The sequence below is a fragment of the Propionibacterium sp. genome (assembly GCF_047719395.1).
In the GTDB taxonomy this organism is placed as follows: Bacteria; Actinomycetota; Actinomycetes; order Propionibacteriales; family Propionibacteriaceae; genus Propionibacterium.
This window is the reverse complement of record NZ_JBDNTB010000056.1, coordinates 1-17,597: the sequence shown is the minus strand read 5'-3', so window position 1 is coordinate 17,597 and position 17,597 is coordinate 1. Positions and strand designations below refer to the sequence as shown.

Here is a 17,597-nt window from a genome sequence, read left to right as displayed (position 1 = left end):
TGTTGAACAGACACGGTTCCCCCTGTGCCCCCGGTCCCTGACGACTGGACGCCCGGTGCGGCCTGCTGGACTGCCGCGGCACCCGCGACGGTGTTCCCGGTGACGGCGGAGGAGCCCAGCCGCCACCCGGCGATCACGATCCCGAGCGACGCGATGACAGAGACTGTCGTTGCTCTCCTGCTCACAGCCCGAACCTTTCGTCGTGGAATTGTTCGTCCGGCAGGCCGCAGGCGCGGGCATCGGCGTGGACGGCGTCCATGAATCCCTCCGGTCCGCAGACGTAGACGTCCGAGTGGAGGATCCACGGCGCGAGATTGCCGAGCCTCAACCCCGGCTGGGAGACACTCACCCAGCTGCCCCGGGCGTGGTGCCCGACGACGGTGACCAGTCCGACATGGCGACGCCGGCACAACTGCGCGATCTCGTCGTAGAGGTAGAGCTCCTGGGGTCGCGAGGCCCGGAGCACGACCAGCGCCCGGCCTGGCAGCACCTGGGCCTCCTCGAGCAGCGCCCGGATCGGTGCAATGCCCACTCCGGCGCCCACGAGGACGAGCCCCGGCTGGCTTCTGGCCCGTTCCCCGAAGACACCGTAGGGGCCCTGGATGAACACCGGGGTGCCATTCCGCACCTGCTGGAGCGCACGGGTCCCCCGTCCCAGGGCCCGCACCGTGATCCTCAGCCGGTGGTTGCGGACCGAGGCGCTGGCCGAGAAGGGATGCGCGTGGGTCCACAGACCAGGCGCGAGGAAACGGAAGCTGAGGAACTGCCCGGCCCGCACGTCGAGCTCACCGAGTCGGCTTCCGGTCATCTCGATGCACGTGACGTCCGGTGCGATGTGCTGCACCCGGCTCACGACGAGACGCTGCCGCCAGGAGGTGACCACGGGCAGGATCATCCGCCAGCACACCAGGCAGAAGACGCTGACGAGAAGCATGGTTGCCCAGTACCAACGCGCCGGGCCCTGGGCGAAGACCTGCCCCGCCGTGAACTGGTGCGGAATCGCGGCGAGCACCGCGATGTAACTGACCAGGTGCACGCCGTGCCAGACCTCACGCGGCAGCTTCAGCCTCACCGCCGCGGCCGAGCTGAGCCCGACCAGGCCGAACAGGAAGATGGAGACGACGGCAAGTGCTGTGTCGCGCACGCTCGCGAGCATCCAGAGCTCACCGACGAGGCCCCCGGTGAGGGCCGTCGCGTTGGCGAGGACCAGGAAGATCCCGTGGCAGATGAGCAGTGTGATCATCGAGACGTTGAGTTGCCGGTGCCGAAGGATCGCCCGGTCATGTCCGATGCTGTGGTCGACATAGGGGATGCGCGCGGCGAGCAACAGCATCTCGCACAACAGGGCCGTTCCCACGAGTCCGCAGAACACGCCCAGCGAGTGCACACCTGACCGCAGGTCGTTCACACCGGCGACGCCACCCTGGGCCAGCCAGATGCCGACGGGGATCACGATGAGGAGTACCCCGACCACATCCACCACGTCGCGGCGGGCACGGTGGCCGGCAGACCGTCTGCCCAGTTCCAGCAGACGAGGAGGATCAGCGGTGATGTCCGGAGATTCCCTGCGCCGAGGTTGAACCGTCATGGTCCCCACATTGGCAGGAGCCGCTGTTGGGTCGCTGTCCCCCTGGACCGATCCGGCCCATCGATCGCTGCCATTGATCCTTCGGCCCCGCGCGGCATCAGGGCGGCCCGAGGCGGAGAACCTCGTCGGGTTCGGTTCCATCACAGGACCCCCGCTCGCCCGACCGGGTGGAGCCCCGGTGCAACCGTAGGGTTCACCCGGACTCGGAGATTCCTGCCATCTGCACACCGTGGTGTGCGATCCGGGCACCTCCGAAGCAATCCTTGGAAACTCATGGGACGAGAGTCCGGTCGTTTCCTGTGAGACAGCTGTGTTCCTCATCCGGCATTCATCGAGTGTTCCCGGAGCGCACCCGAGACGGTCCCTGCGTCCGTCCGAGGAGAGCGATCCGTCCGCTCAGGGACGCAGCCGCTCCTTGAGATCCGGGGGCAACAGCAGGGCACGCTCGATGAGCGCATCCATCGTCACGATCGTCACCGCCTGCCCGGCGAGGATGCCGAAGACCACGAGCATCTGTGAGGCCCCCGCCTGAAGGGGGGTGCCACCGCCGAGCAGGACACCGACGAAGGCGCCGGGCAGGGTGACCACGCCCACGGTCCGGGTGCTGTCGATGCTGGGGACCAGCGCTTCGCCTCTGATCGGTTCGAGGACGAGGCGGATCGCGTCCCGTCGTGGGAAGCCCAGTGACAGTGCGGCCTCATACGTGGAGATCCCGGCCCGAAGCTCGGGGAAGGCTCGCCGCCCACCCAGGGTGTGCGCGGTCATCATGTTCCCCACGATGATGCTGCCGATGGGCAGCAGGGCATATCCGTCGAAGGGGGCCGTGCCGGTGAGGAAGACGATGAGGAGCACCGGCAGCACGCCGGCAGCCATCGCCAGGGCGCTCCACTGCCAGGTCCTGGTGCTTTCCACCCGGCGAACCGTCGTGTACACGGCGACGATGAACATGGCCAGCACGAACAGCGCCGAGCTCCACACGTGACTGATGGCAGCCACGACGATGAAGGAGACCGCGAGGAGCTGGACCACGGCCCGCGCACCGGCCCGCAGCAGCGCCGGGACGAACCCCCACCGGCCCAGCCACGAAGCCACCGAGGCGAGGACGAGGAGCAGGAGGAGCGCACCGACGAGTTGAAGACTCGGATTGATGGACACGTCAACATCGTGTCCCATCAGGTGTGATCCGCGTGACCCGGGTGGATCTGGGTTCTAAGGCGGCTCCAATGCCGGTCCACCTAGCGTGGATCCCATGCACTCCGGATCGCCCACCACCCTCACGCCCACAGACCGGCAACGACCCGACGTGTCGGCGGACACCAGGCACACCACCCGGCTCCAGCTGGCCTGCGGTACGACGGCGCTCGTGATTCTTGCGGCGCTGGGGCTGCTCATCGTGCGTCCCCACCTGGCAGGGCCGGAGACAGCCCTGCTCAACCGGTTCGTCACGGCGGGCCCGGACTGGCTCGGTTCCCTCGCCGTGGTGCTCTCGGCCGTGTTCGCCCCGTTCGGTGCGGTGGTCATCGCCTGTCTGGTGGGGCTCGCAGTGATGCTCGGCGGCGGCCTCGTCAAGGCCCTGCACTACTGGTGGGTCGTCGGCGTGGTCGTGCTCGTCGCCACGGCGGTCAAATTCGTCGTGCATCGGCCCAGACCCGATGCGAACCTCCTGGTCGTCGCGCGCGCCCCGGAGACCGGCTCGCTGTCCTTCCCCTCCGGCCACACCGTCTTCGCGACCGTGCTCGTGCTCGCGTTGGCCTTCGTCGTGACGACCAGGACCCGGCGGGTACTCGTCGTCGCACTGGCCTGTGTCGCCGGCATCACCATGGGTTTCACGCGGCTGTACGTCGGGGCGCACTTCCCCAGTGACGTCCTGGCCTCCTACGTCTGCGTCGCCGCGGGAACGGCCATCGCGCAGGCTGGCTGGTCACGATTCGTCGGGCCCCTGGTGACGACACTGCACGAACACGACAAGTGCGGTATGGCACGGGCCAGCTAGCCTCAACCGCCTGCCGGGAGCCCGCTCCCCCATGGCCCGCCCGTCCATGGCCCGTCCGTCCATGGCACTGTGGTACGGACGCATCCGGGGGGAAACTGATGAGACTGCTGGTGGTCGAGGACAACGACCGGCTCCGCACCGCACTCGCGCAGGGCCTGACCTCGCGGGGCTTCGTCGTCGACGTGTGCCCCACGGGGCCCGAGGGCGCCGCGATGGCGACCTATGAGACCTACGACTGCATCGTCCTGGACATCATGCTGCCGGGGATGAACGGTTACGACGTGCTCAAGAGGGTGCGGGCCCACGACCCGGCCGTCCCGGTGCTCATGCTCACCGCCAAGACCGGCGACCTCGACGAGACGGATGCCTTCGATCTGGGTGCCGACGACTACGTCACCAAGCCCTTCAGCTTCGCGGTGCTCGTCGCGCGCATCAACGCGCTGCTGCGACGCGGACGGGTGACACGTGTCCCGGTGCTGCAGGTCGGGGACCTGGTGCTCGACACCGTCTCGGGCAGGACGAGCCGGCACGGGGTCGAGATCGACCTCACGACCAAGGAGCGCACGCTGCTGGAGTTCCTGATGGTCCATGAGGACGAGATCCTCACCCGCACCCAGATCATCGACCACTGCTGGGACTCGGTCTACGAGGGCAGCAGCAATGTGGTGGAGGTCTACATCCACTACCTGCGCCACAAGATCGACGAACCCTTCGGCGTACGCACCCTGCTCACCCGCCGTGGCGCCGGCTACCAGCTGGTCGCCCACCAGGCCGAGGACGCATCACCCGAGGACGAGCCCCCGCCCCAGGACAGGCCATGAGACATGTGGGCACGATTGCGAAGATCTGGGCCTTCGCCGTCCTGCTGCTGGGGGCGATCATCCTGCTCGCCGGAATTGGTCTGGTGCTGGGTCTGCGCACCGGAATGTCCTCGGCCACCTCGGCCATGGTCGATGACGTCGTCACCAGCGTCCTCACCACGGCCCGCTCCGAGGGCCTGCCCGCTGCCGTGCGGTCGAGCGCCCAGTCCGCAGGCACACCGCTGACCATCTGCGCCGCCGACGGATCTGGGACAGTGGTGGCATCCCGGCCCGACGGCCGCTGCGACTGGCCGGAGGCCGTCCCGGACCACCTCCCCCCCGGAACCCGGATGGACTCCTCACGCACCAGCGGCCCCCTTGGCCTGAATCTGTCCGAGCACGTCTGGCAGGCACGTGGCGTCGCCCTCGGGGACGAGCAGTGGACGGTCGTCATGGCCGCCCATGTGGGCGAGGGCACGGCTGCCTTCACGATCACCAAGAGATTGCTCGCGGTCGGGGGGTTGTTCACCTGGGCGCTCGGGGCCCTACTTCTGTGGTTCGTGATCCGCCAGGCACTCAGGCCCGTGACGGGAATCCGCCGATCCGTCCAGGCGATCGGTGCCCGCCACGACCTGTCGGTACGCGTGCCGGTGCCCACCGGCAGGGACGAGATCGCCACCCTGGCCATCACCATGAACGGCATGCTGGACGAGCTGGAACGCGCCGACGCCGTGCAACGGCAGTTCATCGCCGATGCCAGCCATGAGCTGCGCACCCCCGTCTCGGTGCTGCGGACGGGTCTGGAGGTCCAGGCGGGCAGCACGCGGGAGATGCCCCCGGATGTCGTCGACGGCCTGCGTGACCTCGCCGGCCAGGCTGCCGAACTGGGAGAACTCGTCGACTCGTTGCTCACCGTGAGCAGGCTGGACGTACCCGGTTTCCGGGCGAGGCTGCGCGAGACCGATCTCGACGAGGTCGTGGGCAAGGAGGTCGCCGACCTGCGGCTCGTCACGACCCACCCGGTCACCCTCCGACTGGAACCGGTACGGGTCCAGGCTGACTCCGTCCTGATGGGTCAGCTCGTGCGCAATCTGGTGACCAACGCCGATCGTTACGCCGCCACCTCGATCCGTGTGAGCCTCCGCAGTTCGGGGCCGACCGCCGTCCTGGACGTGGACGACGACGGCGCACCCGTCCCCCTCGCCGAACGTGACCGCATCTTCGACCGATTCGTGCAACTCGACCCCGCCCGGGCAGACCATCACGCCGGGCTGGGCCTTCCGATCTGCCGGATGATCTGCGAACTTCACGGCGGCACCGTGGAGGCCACCGAGGCCGAGGACGGCTGGTGCCGATTCAGCGTCCGCATCCCGCCCGACGCCCGGACCGCGAACTCCGCCTGAGGCCAGATGGCCTCCCGGAGCTCAACCCAGGCAGACCTGCTGGACCTCCTGCACGAAACCGCCCATCAGCCGGCGCCCCAGGCCCTCGAACAGGGAGGGATCACCGGTGGTGAGGAAGTCGCGGTGCACCTCGGCAGGCACGTCCCCCTCGTTCCGCAGGAGGTCCTCCCGCGTGAGCATCGCGAAGGTCGCCCGCGCCGACTCGACGGAGCTGGAGACCAGGGTCACCGACTCCCCCATCACGTAGCTGATGACTCCGGAGAGCAGCGGGTAGTGCGTGCACCCGAGGATGACGGTGTCGACGTCCGCCTCCTTGAGATTGCTCAGATAACCCTCCGCCAGGGCCAGCACCCTGGGGCCGGTGGTGATGCCGGACTCCACCAGCTCGACGAACTTCGGGCACACCTGGGTGAACAAGGTCACCGGCGAGGCAGCCAGGGCATCGTTGTAGGACCGGGACGCGGCCGTCGCGTGGGTGCAGACGACGCCGATCCGGTGGTTGCGGGTGATCGCTGCGGCCCTGCGGGCGGCCGGCAGGATCACCTCGACGATCGGCACATCGTAGCGCTCCCTGGCATCGCGCAGCGCCGCCGATGAACCGGTGTTACAGGCTATGACAAGGGCCTTCACCCCCCTGTCGACGAGTTCGTCGAGGCACTGGAGGACGAACCCGCGCACCTCGGCGATCGGCCGGGGGCCATAGGGAGCCCGGGCGGTGTCACCCAGGTAGAGGATGTCCTCGTGCGGCAACAGGTCGACGATCGACCGGGCGACTGTCAGGCCACCGAAACCAGAATCGAAGATGCCGATCGGGGCGGTGACGTCAGGACTCACCCGGCTGAGTGTAGGCGAAGCGTCCAGTCAGTGCAGACAGTCGAGCAGTGACTCCTGGACCCAGCCCAGCCATTCGTAGATCGAGAAGACCGAGGTGCGCGGATCCGAATCCGGCAGCTCTGCCAGCATGTCCTGATCGGACGCCGTCTCGATTCCAAGGCGTACCGATACTGCCAGTCGCAGCGCGGTGAGGGTCTTCAGCCAATCCTCCACGTGCTCGTCGGGGACGACGCAGCGCCGATCGTGGCCCACCTGGTTGAGATCGGAGATCACCGCGACTGCGGAGTTGAGTTTCGCATCGCGCTGCTCGGCCTGGGAGAAACGGCGGAATTCGGCTGAGGCCTTGTCGTCATCGCGGTAGGCATCGGGGAAGATCCTGCGAAGCACCGGGTCCACCGAGGAATCGGAGCAGAAACCCGCATCCACCGGCTGGCTCAGTTCGCGTTCCAGCTCACCGAAGATGTCCTCCTCGCTGCCACCTGAATCACCGTCCAGCGCACCCGAACGGACCGGCGGCATGGCTTGGCTGGTGAGCAGTTCGACGAGCTGCTGGGCCAGGTTGGACATGATGGTCAGTTCTTCGTGCTCGAGAGTGCAGGTGAGCTGACCCCGACGGCGGCGAAAAGCGTGCATCACTCGGCCCGGCCCACAGTGGCCCACAGCCCGAAGCCGTGCATGGCATTGACATCGCGCTCCATGGCCTCACGCTGTCCGCTGCTCACCACTGCCTTGCCCTCCATGTGCACCTGCATCATGAGGCGCTCGGAACGGTCACGCGAATAGTGGAAATAGCTGCAGAAGACGTGTGTGACATAGCTCATGAGATTCACCGGGTCATCCCAGACGATCGTGACCCACGGATTACCCCCCTGGGTCTCCTCCTCGGCACGCTCAGCGAGGGCAGTTCCGCCCTCGGGAGCTGCTGAGGGAGATTCCGACATGGCTCCATTTTGCGTCACCGATCAACCCGACCAGCAAGGTGGTCCCCCCGGAAGGAGCTGCGGAGGGCACTTGGGGTACCCATACGGTTGCAGGAATCCCCCGGGCAGGGCATCTGTGGACGGTGCCAGGTCGGTCCTAGGGTGAACCTCATGACCAGCACCGCGCTGTTGACCGACATGTACGAGCTGACGATGGTGAGGGCCGCGCTGCACTCCGGCAAGGCCTTCCGCCATGTGCTCTTCGAGCTGTTCCCACGCCGGCTGCCCACCGGGCGCAGTTACGGAGTGGTTGCGGGCACCGGGCGGGTGCTCGACGCGCTCGCCGACTTCCACTTCGGCGACGCCGAGATCGACTATCTGGTGAACGCCGGGGTGGCCGACGACCTGCTGGCGTCCTATCTGGCCGACTACCGGTTCACCGGGGACATCGTGGGCTATCCGGAGGGCGAGCTGTTCTTCGGCGGTTCTCCTCTGTTGCAGGTGGAGGGCGACTTCGCCGAGGTGGTGATGCTGGAGACACTGCTCCTGTCGATCCTCAACCACGATTCCGCGATCGCGTCGGCAGCGAGCCGCATGACGATGGCTGCCGAGGGACGCCCGATCCTCGAGTTCGGTGCCCGCCGCACCCATGAAAAGGCGGCCGTCGCTGCGGCACGGGCCGCCTGGATCGCCGGTTTCGGGCCCACCTCGGATCTGGAGGCCGGACGATCCTTCGGGCTCCCGGTCAGCGGCACCGCAGCGCACGCCTTCACGATGCTCTTCGACACCGAGGAGGAGGCCTTCCGGGCGCAGCTCGACTGGCTCGGCGAGGACACCACCCTGCTCGTGGACACCTACGACGTGGACGAGGCCATCCGCACCGCGGTGCGTCTCACCGACGGCCGGATCGGAGGTGTCCGGATCGACTCGGGTGATCTGAGCACCGAGGTGACCCATGTGCGCGCGCTGCTGGATTCCCTGGGTGCGACCAGGACCCGCATCGTGGTGACCAACGACCTGGACGAGTACCAGATAGCGGCGCTGCGGGCCGCGCCGGTGGACGGCTTCGGGGTGGGCACCAGCCTGGTCACGGGTTCGGGGCATCCGACATGTGGTTTCGTCTTCAAGATCGTGGCGCGAGCCACTTCTGAGGGCCCCGATGCCCCCATGGAGGACGTGGCGAAGATGTCGGAGAACAAACACACCATCGGCGGGCGCAAATTCGCGATGCGCCAGATCAACGGCAAGGGCATTGCCGAGGCCGAGGTGATCGGCATCGACGCCGCGCCACGGGGTGACTCCGACGACCGGGAGTTGCTGGTGGATCTGGTGAAGGGCGGTGAGGTTGTCGGGGCCGAGCCCCTGGCGTCCGCCCGTGAGCGTCATGAGCGGGCTCGTGCCGAGCTGCCGTTGAAGGGACGTCATCTGGCCAATGCCGAGCCGGCGATCCCCACCGTGATCCTCGATTCCTCCGGTCAGGAGACCGACAACGTCTACCAGGCGGGCGCGGCGCCGACGAATCTGTAGTGCTGGTGAGCGCGCGGGCAGCATCGGCAGGGACCTGCGGCACCGGGATCCCCGGGGACTGCCGGTGATAGCTTCACGCCCATGAGCTTCCTGCCCCAGGTTTCCGACACCTTCGACGCGGATCGCTGGCGCGAGGTGGTGCCGGACCACACACCGCTCACCGAGACGACCTATCACCGGCTCGTCTCGCGGGGCGACAACGACGGAGCTCCTGCGGGCACCGATCTTCCGCTGGTACGGATCGCCATCGATCGGCCATTGATCCGCAATGCCTTCGGCCCTCACACCGTCGACGAGCTCTACCGCTGCATCGACGACGCCCGCTGCACACCCGATGTCGCGTCGATCCTGCTCACCGGCAACGGCCCCTCGCCCAAGGACGGCGGCTACTCCTTCTGCTCCGGAGGCGACCAGCGAGCCCGGGGCGCCGAGGGCTATCGCTATGCCTCGGCCGAGAAGCCGTCCAGCGACCACGGCGCAGACCCCGAAGACCTCACACCTGCCCGCAGAGCCCGGCTCGACAAGGGACGACGCGCCCGGCTGCACATCCTCGAGGTGCAAAGGCTCATGCGCTCCACACCCAAACCGATCATCGCCGTCGTGCCCGGCTGGTCCACCGGCGGCGGCCACTCGCTCATGGTGGTCTGCGATCTTGCGATCGCCAGCAAGGAGCACGCCGTCTTCAAGCAGGTGGACGCCAATGTGAGTTCCTTCGACGCCGGCTACGGGTCGGCGCTGCTCGCCCGGCAGGTGGGCGACAAGAGGGCCCGCCAGATCTTCTTCCTCGCCGACACCTACGACGCCGACCAGGCGGCCGCCTGGGGGGTCATCAACGAATCCGTGCCACATGCGGAACTGGAGCCGACCGCCATCGACTGGGGTATGAAGATCGCATCCAAGTCGCCGCAGTCCATCCGGATGCTCAAATATGCGTTCAACATGGTGGACGACGGCATCGCCGGCCAGCAGGCCTTCGCAGGCGAGGCGACCCGGCTCGGCTACATGACCGAGGAGGCCCGCGAAGGACGCGACGCCTTCCTGGAGCACCGGTCGCCCGACTGGTCGCAGTTCCCCTACTACTTCTGATCACCCCACGTCGTCCCCGTCACAGAACTTTCCCAGCGATTCCGAGTACTGACATGAATCCTGTTGCGCCAAGCCGATGGCATGTGCTTCCGGTTGATCGGAGTTCGGACGGGGCTGCTGCGCTGGCTGGTGCGCTCTGCGAACTGTTCGAGGAGCGCACCGAGCGAGTGCTGGTGCCTGCCGGGCCCGAGGAGGACCTCACTGCTCTGGCAGCAGATCTCACCTCGCGTGTCAGCGGGCTGCCCGATGATGTCCGCCTGGTGATGCGCACCTCGGGGTCGACGACCGGTCACGGACGGCTGGTCGGGCTGACGGCGGCGCAGCTGCTTGCGTCGGCGCAGGCCACCGACGCACGCCTCGGCGGACCGGCCACATGGGTGCTGGCGCTCCCGCCGCACCACATCGCTGGTCTGCAGGTGATCGCTCGGTCATTGCTGGCCGGGCGCTCCCCTGCCCTGATCGAGGGTCATGTCGATGCCGGCAAGCTCGTCGATGCCCTGGGGGAGGCGATCCGCCGTGATCCCGATGGCCGGGTGCACATCTCGCTGGTGCCCACCCAGCTCGCCGATGTGCTGCGTGATGCGGATGCCAATGACAGTCTGCGCCGTGCGGGCGCGGTGCTGGTCGGCGGCGATTCCACCCCTGATGTCCTGATCGATAGGGCGCGTCGGGCAGGTCTGGCGCTGCGCCTCAGCTACGGCATGAGCGAAACCTGTGGTGGATGCGTCTACGACGGCCTGCCCCTGGATGACGTCGAGGTGGTTCTCGGGGACAGGTTGGACCGGCCACGCGCCGAGGGCAGGATCTGGCTGAGTGGGCCGATGGTGATGAGCGGCTATCTGGACGACGATCCCGGAATTGTCCGGGCCGGCGACCAACGCTGGATCGCCACCCGGGATCTCGGTCACTGGGTCGATGGTCACCTGGTCGTGACCGGCCGGATCGACGACGTGATCATCAGCGGTGGGCTCAAGATCAGCGCTTCGGACGTACGGGACGCCGCACTGGCCACCGGGCTGGTCAGACGGGTGGCAGTGATCGGGTTGCCCAGCGAACGCTGGGGCCAGGTGGTGTGCGCCGTCGTGGCGACCTCTGCCTCCTGGTCGGCTGTGGAATCCGCCCGGCTGCGCGACGGGATCGGTGAACGCATCGGGCGAGCCAGGGCACCGCGGGTTGTCGTGTCAGCGCCGGCACTGCCCATGCTCGTCTCCGGCAAGCTGGATCGGATGGCCACCATCCGGCTTGCCGGGCAGGCATACCGCGCCGGGCTGGCCTGGACCTGCGACTGAGCCCACACCACCCGCCCCCGGCGAGTCGTTCATCCGGCACCTCGTCCCGTGATGAGCATGGCTGGCCTCAGAGCACCGACCACGAAGCACCCGTCGGGAGGCCGTTCTCGTAGGGGATCACCGCATGGAACTGGCCGATCGTCTCGTCGAAGACCAGCGGCAGGAAATAGCGGTCGCCCTCCCACATCGGCAACTCGCCGAGCTGATCGACACGCTGCCAGCTCAGCGGTCCCTCGACATTGGCCGCCGGTATGTCGCCGTGCCAGGCGTCCACCATGAACACGAAACCGAAGACATCCGAACCATCGGCGTTGAAACCCGGCCAGCTCACCGTGCCGCGCAGGCGCATGGAATCCACCTCGAGGCAGGCCTCCTCACGCAGCTCGCGGCGCATCCCCGCCACCACGTCCTCGTCGCGTTCGACTTTGCCGCCCAGACCATTGAACTTGCCCAACTGATCGTCGCCGGGCCGCGCGATGCGGTGCACCATGAGCACCCGCTGGCCATCGGGATGCTGCACGAAGGCCAGCGTGGTGAGAACCGGTGTGATCACGCCATCGGGTCCCAGCTCGGCAACACGCGCGGTTCACCATCGAGACCAGCCCGCACGGCGCCGGGCAGCCGGCTGGCACGCACGACCACCTGGAAGACGTACTCGTCGAACCAGGAATCGTCCATCGTCCAGTACCCCTTCTCCCCCATCTTGTCACCCCATGAGTTCTGCACCCGCCAGCGCCGCGGCCGCCCATCGACCAGATCGACGCCGGTGAAGCACATCGCGTGGCTCAGCGTGGTCTCGCGCAGGATCAGCCGGTCGGCCTTGGGCAGATCCAGACGCACCCCGTAGACATCCTCGTAGTCATGCAGGTGGGCGTGCCAGAGCCCCGCCACCTTGTCGCGCTGCTTGGCCACATCGCAGGCGAACCAGACGGGCTCGCCGTCCTGGATGGCCTCGACACTTGCCTGCTTGAGCACACCCAGGTCGGCGGTGACGTGCTGCTGGTCGGCGCCGCCGACCATGCGGCTGGAGCGGTCCACACGGTATGTGGTGTTGACGTCGATGTCCGGACGCGGGTCGTGGCAGACCACCACGAACTCGTCGACGCCACCGGCATGGCGCTCACCGAACTCCTTCGGCGTCATCACACCTTCGCGGACGAAATGCTTGTCCTTGTCGCGGTACTGCCACATGAACTCCGTCGGCGGAGTGCCCAGATGGATGGTCAGCATCCGGTGGGCATCAGCCAGGGCCTGGCAGCGCAGTGGCTCCGGATCCTCACCGGCGGCAACCGCAGCGCGGATGCGCAGGGCGGCGCGACGTAGCAGCGTGGAGACGTGCTCGTCCATCGCAGTGGTGTCGGTGGCCGAATCGGTGTCGGGCATCGCCCACAACGGCACCAGTCCGTACTTGCGCACCAGGGCGGCGAACTCTGGCCAGTAGCCGCCGTCACCGATCGGGTGCTCGAGCTCGTCGAGCACCTCCCGATCGTCGAGTGGACGCCCGGCGTCGCGGATGGTGCGGTCCAGAAAGGTGTTGGCCTTCTCGACCATGTCGTGGAAGAAGACGAAGTTCTGGCTGAGTTCGAACTCACCCAGGTTCAACTCGGCGATGATCCGGGCGCGGATCATGTTCAGTCCGGCGAACGCCCAGCACCGCCCGGAGTGCTTCTGATCGGTTATCGCGGCGTCGTCGATACGCTCCGAGACCGAGCTGTCGATCGCGGTGACCACCGCGCGATCCAGGGACAACGCCTCGACACCCGTGGTGGCCACGGCATTGCCCATGGTGCGGGCCAGGTGATCGGTCCGGACGATCTGGCCCTGCGAGGCCAGCCACACCGGGTCGAGCACCCGGCTTCGTGGGGCGGGTGGCTCGGAATTACCGGCGTCGCCAATCGCCATGTCGACGGCCCTGGTGGTCATCGTGTGCGTCCTCCCATTCGTCGTACCGAAAGCCCGGTGAGCAGGGACTGCGCTGCCAGGCACGCCCCGACGCCCTCGCCCGCGCGCAGTCGCAGGTCGAGCAGCGCCTCAAGGCCAAGTTCGGTGAGCACTGTGCGATGGGCTTCCTCGCGACTCACCTGACCCGCCACCAGATAGGACTGGATGGCGGGGTTCACCTCGACGGCGGCCAGCGCTGCGACGCCGGTGGCCAGGCCGTCGAGCACCACCATCGCTCCGGCCTGCGCCGCACCGACGACGACCCCGGCCAGCACGGCGAATTCCGGACCGCCCAATTCAGCCAGCGCCACTACCGGGTCACGGCGCAACGCCCCAACTTCGACCCTTGCCAGCGCGGCATCCAGCACATCGGCCTTGCGATCCAGCATCGCCGAATCGGCGCCCGCACCCAGGCCGACGGCCCGGTGAGGGTCCATTCCGGTGAACACGCAGGCCAACGCCGAAGCCACCGTGGTGTTGCCGACACCGATCTCACCCAGGCAGACCAGGCCTCGGGTCGCCGCCTGGGCACCCAGTTCACGACCCGCCACGATGAGGCGGGAGGCATCTGCCACCGTCATGGCCGGGGTGTCGACGAGATCTCCGCGAACGTCCTGGGGCCTGGCGAGTTCGGCACCTTCCAGCGGCTCACCATCCACCCCTGCATCGACCACCGTCAGGCCGAGCCCGGCCACCTTCGCGGTGACTGCACCCACCGCGGACCCGGCCAGCGATGCCGTCATCACCTCGCGAGTGACCCCGGTGTCGAAGGCCGTCACGCCGTGGCTGGTGATCGGATGGTCCGCGCCCACCAGTACCAGGATTCCGCTGTTCAACTCCTCACCGCAGGCCGCCACGATCCGGTCGAGCGCCTGGTCCAGCTTCCCGAGTGAACCGGGCGGGGTGAGCAGTCCGTCGGCGCGGTCGTGGGCGTGCACGACATGACGCTGATCGGGTGCGGTCAGCTCGGACCACAGAGGGCTGTCGGGTCCCACCTCAGGCAGCACCACTGCGGCCTCCTCGGATTGTGCGGGCTCGATGAGTGGGACCCCGTCGGGTAGCCCGGAAGCAGGCGGCTCGGGCGCGTCGGCGGGCCAGCCATCGCTCATGAGCACCTCGTCGAGCGGCAGCCGGTGAGACCATGCCCGCCGCTCCAGACCGGGATAGGGCGGCCGTTCATCGGGCCAGCCCAGGCACATCCAGCCCAGGGTCTCGACCCCGGAGGGCACACCGAGCAGCGCGGCCAGTTCGGACGGTCGCATGAGGGTGACCCAGCCCATTCCCAGTCCTGCGGCCCGTGCGGTGAGCCAGCAGTTCTCGATGGCGGACGCGCAACTCCACAGGTCGGCATCGTGGAAGGTGTTTCGCCCCAGCACGCCCTGGGCGGGCGTGCGACGGTCGCAGGCCACCACGATGCCGAGCGGCGCCTCCCTGATGCCTTCCAGTTGAAGGTCGAGCAGCCGCCTGGCGCGTTGCGGACTGAGCTGAGCCGCTTGCCGCAGCCTCTCCCGATCAGCCATCAGGGCGGCACGCTCGCGGAGCCGCCGCGCGCGCACCACGATGAACCGCCAGGGCTGGGATTGCCCGACACTGGGGCCGGCATGTCCCGCTGCGATCACCTCGCGCAGCAGCTCTTCGGGTACAGGATCGGGGCGGAACCGCCGGATGTCGCGCCGCGCCGAAATCACCGTCGACAGTGCCTCACGGGTCGGTTCGTCGAGGGCCCAGGCCTGCACGTCCTCGTCGCGCTGCGCCGCCGAGGTCGGATCGCCGATCGTCGGCACGGGTCGGCGCCACAACTGCCCGGTACGCAACTCGTGCGCTGATTCCGCTGGGTTCATGGCTTCAGGCTAGTCAGCGAGCCAATCAGACAACGAGCAGATCAGACTGCCGGGACGACCACCGTCTGCACCGGCAGGCCGGAATTCGCGCCGATGCCCAGCCCGCTGGGTGCCCGCCCTGCCCTGACGACCTGCGCGCCGAGGCAGGCGATCATGGCGCCATTGTCGGTGCACAGGCCCGGACGCGGGCGGCGCAGCTCGATGCCGGCGGCCTGGGTGCGCTCCTCCAACAGCCCGCGCAGCCGGGAATTGGCCGCCACTCCACCGCCGATGATCATGTGCTCGATGCCGTTCGCCTGGGCGGCGTCCACGGCCTTCGCGGTGAGCACATCTGCCACCGCCTCCTGGAAACTCGCGCAGACATCGTCGACGGGTACCTCGTGCCCCTCCAGACGACAGGTCTCCACCCAGCGCGCAACAGCAGTCTTCAGCCCCGAGAAGCTGAAATCGAAGCGGTGCCTGGCCATGTCATGCTGCGCGGTGAGCCCGCGCGGGAAGTGGATGGCCTCGGGATTGCCGTTCTGGGCGGCCTTGTCGATCACCGGGCCACCGGGATAGGGCAGGCCGAGCAGCCGAGCGACCTTGTCATAGGCCTCCCCTGCCGCGTCGTCGATGGTGGTACCGAGTTCGGTGATCTGACCGGTGATGTCGTCCACCGCGAGAATCTGGGTGTGCCCACCGCTGACCAGCAGCGCGATGCAAGGCAGCACCAGGGGCTCGGCCGGTTCGCCCTCGGGATGGTCCAGCAGATCCACCGCGACATGTCCGATGAGGTGGTTGACGCCATACAGCGGCTTGCCCAGGCCCGCAGCCAGTGCCTTGGCAGCAGCCAGCCCCACGACGAGCGAACCCATCAGGCCTGGTCCGGCCGTGACGGCAATGGCGTCCAGGTCGGCAAGATCGATACCCGACTGCTCAACCGCCCGATGCAGGGTCGGGCCGATGGCCTCAAGATGGGCACGCGAAGCCACCTCGGGCACCACACCCCCGAAACGGGCATGCAGCTCGACAGAGCTGGCGACCTGGTTAGCCAGCAGTTGCTCGCCGCGAACGATTCCGACGCTCGTCTCGTCGCAACTCGACTCGATGCCGAGCACCAACGGCTCAGTCATGCTTCCTCCTCCGTGCAGGCCGCTTCCGACCCGGCAGGCCCTGTCAGGGGTTTGGCCATGACCAGTGCATGGCTGCCCGGCCCGTAATAGTTCTCACGGCGGTGGATCTGGCTGAAACCAGCCCCGCGGTACAGCGCCCGGGCCGCCGCGTTGTCCTCCCGAACCTCCAGCAGCATCCGGCTGGCACCTTGCTCACCGGCCCAGTCGAGCACCTGGCCGAGCAATCGGCGTGCCAGCCCGTGTTCACGGTGAGACGGGGCGACGATGATGCGCAGCAACTCCGCGTCGCCGAGCACGACGCTGCCCAGCGCCGCCGCCACCGTCTCCCAGCCCTCGCGCAGCGCGAAGCCGCGGCGCCCGGCGGCCTGCAGTTCCGCGTGCCAGGATCGGCTGCTCCACCGCTCGCGTTCCGGGAAACCGGAGCCCTCGAGGGCGGTCAGTGAAGCCAGATCGGCGGGGCTGAGCCTGCCGAGGGTCACCGTGGCGTTCATTTCGTTGCCTGCCGAATCGTTGTTGGACGGCCGGCCTGCTCGACGGCGTGGCGGGCCGGACGCATCCGGCGGTGCCTGCCGTTGAGCGCGGACTTGCGGGCGCTGGGCAGCTCCGCATCGGGCTTGCGCAGATACAGCGGCGCAAGGCCGGCATCGGGAATCGACTGCCAGTTCGCGGCCATGAAACCGGCATCGACGCTGCACGGTGCGTCCGCGGGACGCCGCTCACCGAGCAGCTCGGGATAGACGTCGACTCCGGGGCCTGCGACGGGCTCGTGCGGCAGACGTGCCGGATCGGTCACCTGGGGCTCGCCGGCCCGCCGGCCGTCGCTGTAGCGGGCCCAGTAGAGCTCCTTGCGGCGGGCGTCCGAGGCGATGACGAATTCCTGCGGCGCGCCCCCGGTCGCCATCCACTGGGCGGCGATGACGTCAAGGGTGCACACCCCGTGCAACGGTACGTCCAGCACCTGGCCAAGGGTGACAGCCGTGGCGATGCCCACTCGCAAACCGGTGAAGGGACCGGGCCCCACTCCGATGCAGATCCGCTCGACATCGGGGAGGCTCGCGCCGGTGGCCGACAACATCTCCTGCACGCACGGGATGAGCATCTCGACGTGGGAGTGGCTGTTCCCCACCGTGCGAGTGGCGACGGCCACGCCGTGGGGGGGGGGGCCCCCCCCCCCCCCCCCCGGGGGGGGGGGGGGGGGGGGCCCCGGGGGGGGGGGGGGGGGGGGCGCGGGGGGGGGGGGGCGGGGGCGGGCTGGGGGAGGGG

General features: G+C 68.2%; 18 protein-coding genes. 6 read left to right on the top strand and 12 right to left on the bottom strand.

Annotation, left to right across the window (positions count from 1 at the left end; genetic code table 11):
- The 3 genes from ABF648_RS09950 to ABF648_RS09940 all read right to left on the bottom strand — a co-directional run.
- On the bottom strand, nucleotides 1–185 hold a 185-nt coding region (locus ABF648_RS09950; protein ID WP_415632132.1), incomplete at its 3' end, for a hypothetical protein.
- On the bottom strand, nucleotides 182–1,588 hold the full coding sequence (locus ABF648_RS09945; protein ID WP_415632131.1) for a ferric reductase-like transmembrane domain-containing protein: 1,407 nt from the start codon (nucleotides 1,586–1,588) through the stop codon (nucleotides 182–184). The genes ABF648_RS09950 and ABF648_RS09945, both read right to left, overlap by 4 nt.
- Nucleotides 1,589–1,984: 396 nt before the next feature.
- Complete coding sequence (locus ABF648_RS09940; protein WP_415632130.1) at nucleotides 1,985–2,761, bottom strand: ABC transporter permease; 777 nt, start codon at nucleotides 2,759–2,761, stop codon at nucleotides 1,985–1,987.
- A gap of 76 nt (nucleotides 2,762–2,837) precedes the next feature.
- Between ABF648_RS09940 and ABF648_RS09935 the strand changes: the two genes are divergently transcribed.
- The 3 genes from ABF648_RS09935 to ABF648_RS09925 all read left to right on the top strand — a co-directional run bounded on the left by ABF648_RS09935 (nucleotide 2,838) and on the right by ABF648_RS09925 (nucleotide 5,784).
- A complete protein-coding gene (locus ABF648_RS09935; protein WP_415632129.1) occupies nucleotides 2,838–3,581 on the top strand; it encodes a phosphatase PAP2 family protein in 744 nt (247 codons plus the stop codon).
- A gap of 98 nt (nucleotides 3,582–3,679) precedes the next feature.
- A complete protein-coding gene (locus tag ABF648_RS09930; protein WP_415632128.1) occupies nucleotides 3,680–4,402 on the top strand; it encodes a response regulator transcription factor in 723 nt (240 codons plus the stop codon).
- A complete protein-coding gene (locus ABF648_RS09925; RefSeq protein ID WP_415632127.1) occupies nucleotides 4,399–5,784 on the top strand; it encodes an ATP-binding protein in 1,386 nt (461 codons plus the stop codon). Before ABF648_RS09930 ends, ABF648_RS09925 begins: the two co-directional genes overlap by 4 nt.
- 21 nt (nucleotides 5,785–5,805) lie before the next feature.
- Here ABF648_RS09925 and murI read toward each other — a convergent pair whose 3' ends face one another.
- The 3 genes from murI to clpS are packed head-to-tail and all read right to left on the bottom strand — an operon-like array spanning nucleotide 5,806 to nucleotide 7,559.
- Nucleotides 5,806–6,618, bottom strand: coding sequence for a glutamate racemase (gene murI, locus ABF648_RS09920; RefSeq protein ID WP_415632126.1), 813 nt, complete (start codon nucleotides 6,616–6,618; stop codon nucleotides 5,806–5,808).
- Nucleotides 6,619–6,645: 27 nt separating this feature from the next.
- Nucleotides 6,646–7,251, bottom strand: coding sequence for a DUF2017 domain-containing protein (locus ABF648_RS09915; RefSeq protein ID WP_415632125.1), 606 nt, complete (start codon nucleotides 7,249–7,251; stop codon nucleotides 6,646–6,648).
- Nucleotides 7,251–7,559 (bottom strand): ATP-dependent Clp protease adapter ClpS, encoded by a 309-nt coding sequence (clpS, locus tag ABF648_RS09910; RefSeq protein ID WP_415632124.1) that lies wholly within the window; start codon nucleotides 7,557–7,559, stop codon nucleotides 7,251–7,253. The genes ABF648_RS09915 and clpS overlap by 1 nt, the downstream gene beginning before the upstream one ends.
- 150 nt (nucleotides 7,560–7,709) lie before the next feature.
- Between clpS and ABF648_RS09905 the strand changes: the two genes are divergently transcribed.
- The 3 genes from ABF648_RS09905 to ABF648_RS09895 all read left to right on the top strand — a co-directional run bounded on the left by ABF648_RS09905 (nucleotide 7,710) and on the right by ABF648_RS09895 (nucleotide 11,440).
- Nucleotides 7,710–9,065: a nicotinate phosphoribosyltransferase gene (locus ABF648_RS09905; protein WP_415632123.1), complete on the top strand. Its 1,356-nt coding sequence runs from the start codon at nucleotides 7,710–7,712 to the stop codon at nucleotides 9,063–9,065.
- 81 nt (nucleotides 9,066–9,146) lie between these two features.
- Complete coding sequence (locus tag ABF648_RS09900; RefSeq protein WP_415632122.1) at nucleotides 9,147–10,151, top strand: 1,4-dihydroxy-2-naphthoyl-CoA synthase; 1,005 nt, start codon at nucleotides 9,147–9,149, stop codon at nucleotides 10,149–10,151.
- A gap of 53 nt (nucleotides 10,152–10,204) precedes the next feature.
- Entirely contained in the window at nucleotides 10,205–11,440 is a 1,236-nt protein-coding gene (locus ABF648_RS09895) for an AMP-binding protein (protein WP_415632121.1), read from the top strand.
- Between the two features lie 67 nt (nucleotides 11,441–11,507).
- Here the strand turns inward: ABF648_RS09895 and ABF648_RS09890 are convergent, their stop codons facing one another.
- From ABF648_RS09890 to tsaB, 6 genes are read right to left on the bottom strand one after another with little or no spacing between them, the layout of a single operon-like run.
- Nucleotides 11,508–11,993: an NUDIX hydrolase gene (locus ABF648_RS09890; RefSeq protein ID WP_415632120.1), complete on the bottom strand. Its 486-nt coding sequence runs from the start codon at nucleotides 11,991–11,993 to the stop codon at nucleotides 11,508–11,510.
- Entirely contained in the window at nucleotides 11,990–13,363 is a 1,374-nt protein-coding gene (locus tag ABF648_RS09885; RefSeq protein ID WP_415632119.1) for an aminopeptidase C, read from the bottom strand. Before ABF648_RS09885 ends, ABF648_RS09890 begins: the two co-directional genes overlap by 4 nt.
- Nucleotides 13,360–15,222: a 5,6-dimethylbenzimidazole synthase gene (bluB, locus tag ABF648_RS09880; RefSeq protein WP_415632118.1), complete on the bottom strand. Its 1,863-nt coding sequence runs from the start codon at nucleotides 15,220–15,222 to the stop codon at nucleotides 13,360–13,362. The genes ABF648_RS09885 and bluB overlap by 4 nt, the downstream gene beginning before the upstream one ends.
- 41 nt (nucleotides 15,223–15,263) lie before the next feature.
- Nucleotides 15,264–16,334 carry a tRNA (adenosine(37)-N6)-threonylcarbamoyltransferase complex transferase subunit TsaD gene (gene tsaD, locus ABF648_RS09875; protein WP_415632117.1) on the bottom strand — a complete coding sequence of 357 codons (1,071 nt, stop codon included), beginning with the start codon at nucleotides 16,332–16,334 and terminating at the stop codon, nucleotides 15,264–15,266.
- Entirely contained in the window at nucleotides 16,331–16,825 is a 495-nt protein-coding gene (locus ABF648_RS09870) for a GNAT family N-acetyltransferase (protein ID WP_415632116.1), read from the bottom strand. Before ABF648_RS09870 ends, tsaD begins: the two co-directional genes overlap by 4 nt.
- Nucleotides 16,822–17,481, bottom strand: a complete 660-nt coding sequence (tsaB, locus tag ABF648_RS09865; protein WP_415632115.1) for a tRNA (adenosine(37)-N6)-threonylcarbamoyltransferase complex dimerization subunit type 1 TsaB — start codon at nucleotides 17,479–17,481, stop codon at nucleotides 16,822–16,824. The genes ABF648_RS09870 and tsaB overlap by 4 nt, the downstream gene beginning before the upstream one ends.
- Between the last annotated feature and the right edge of the window lie 116 nt (nucleotides 17,482–17,597).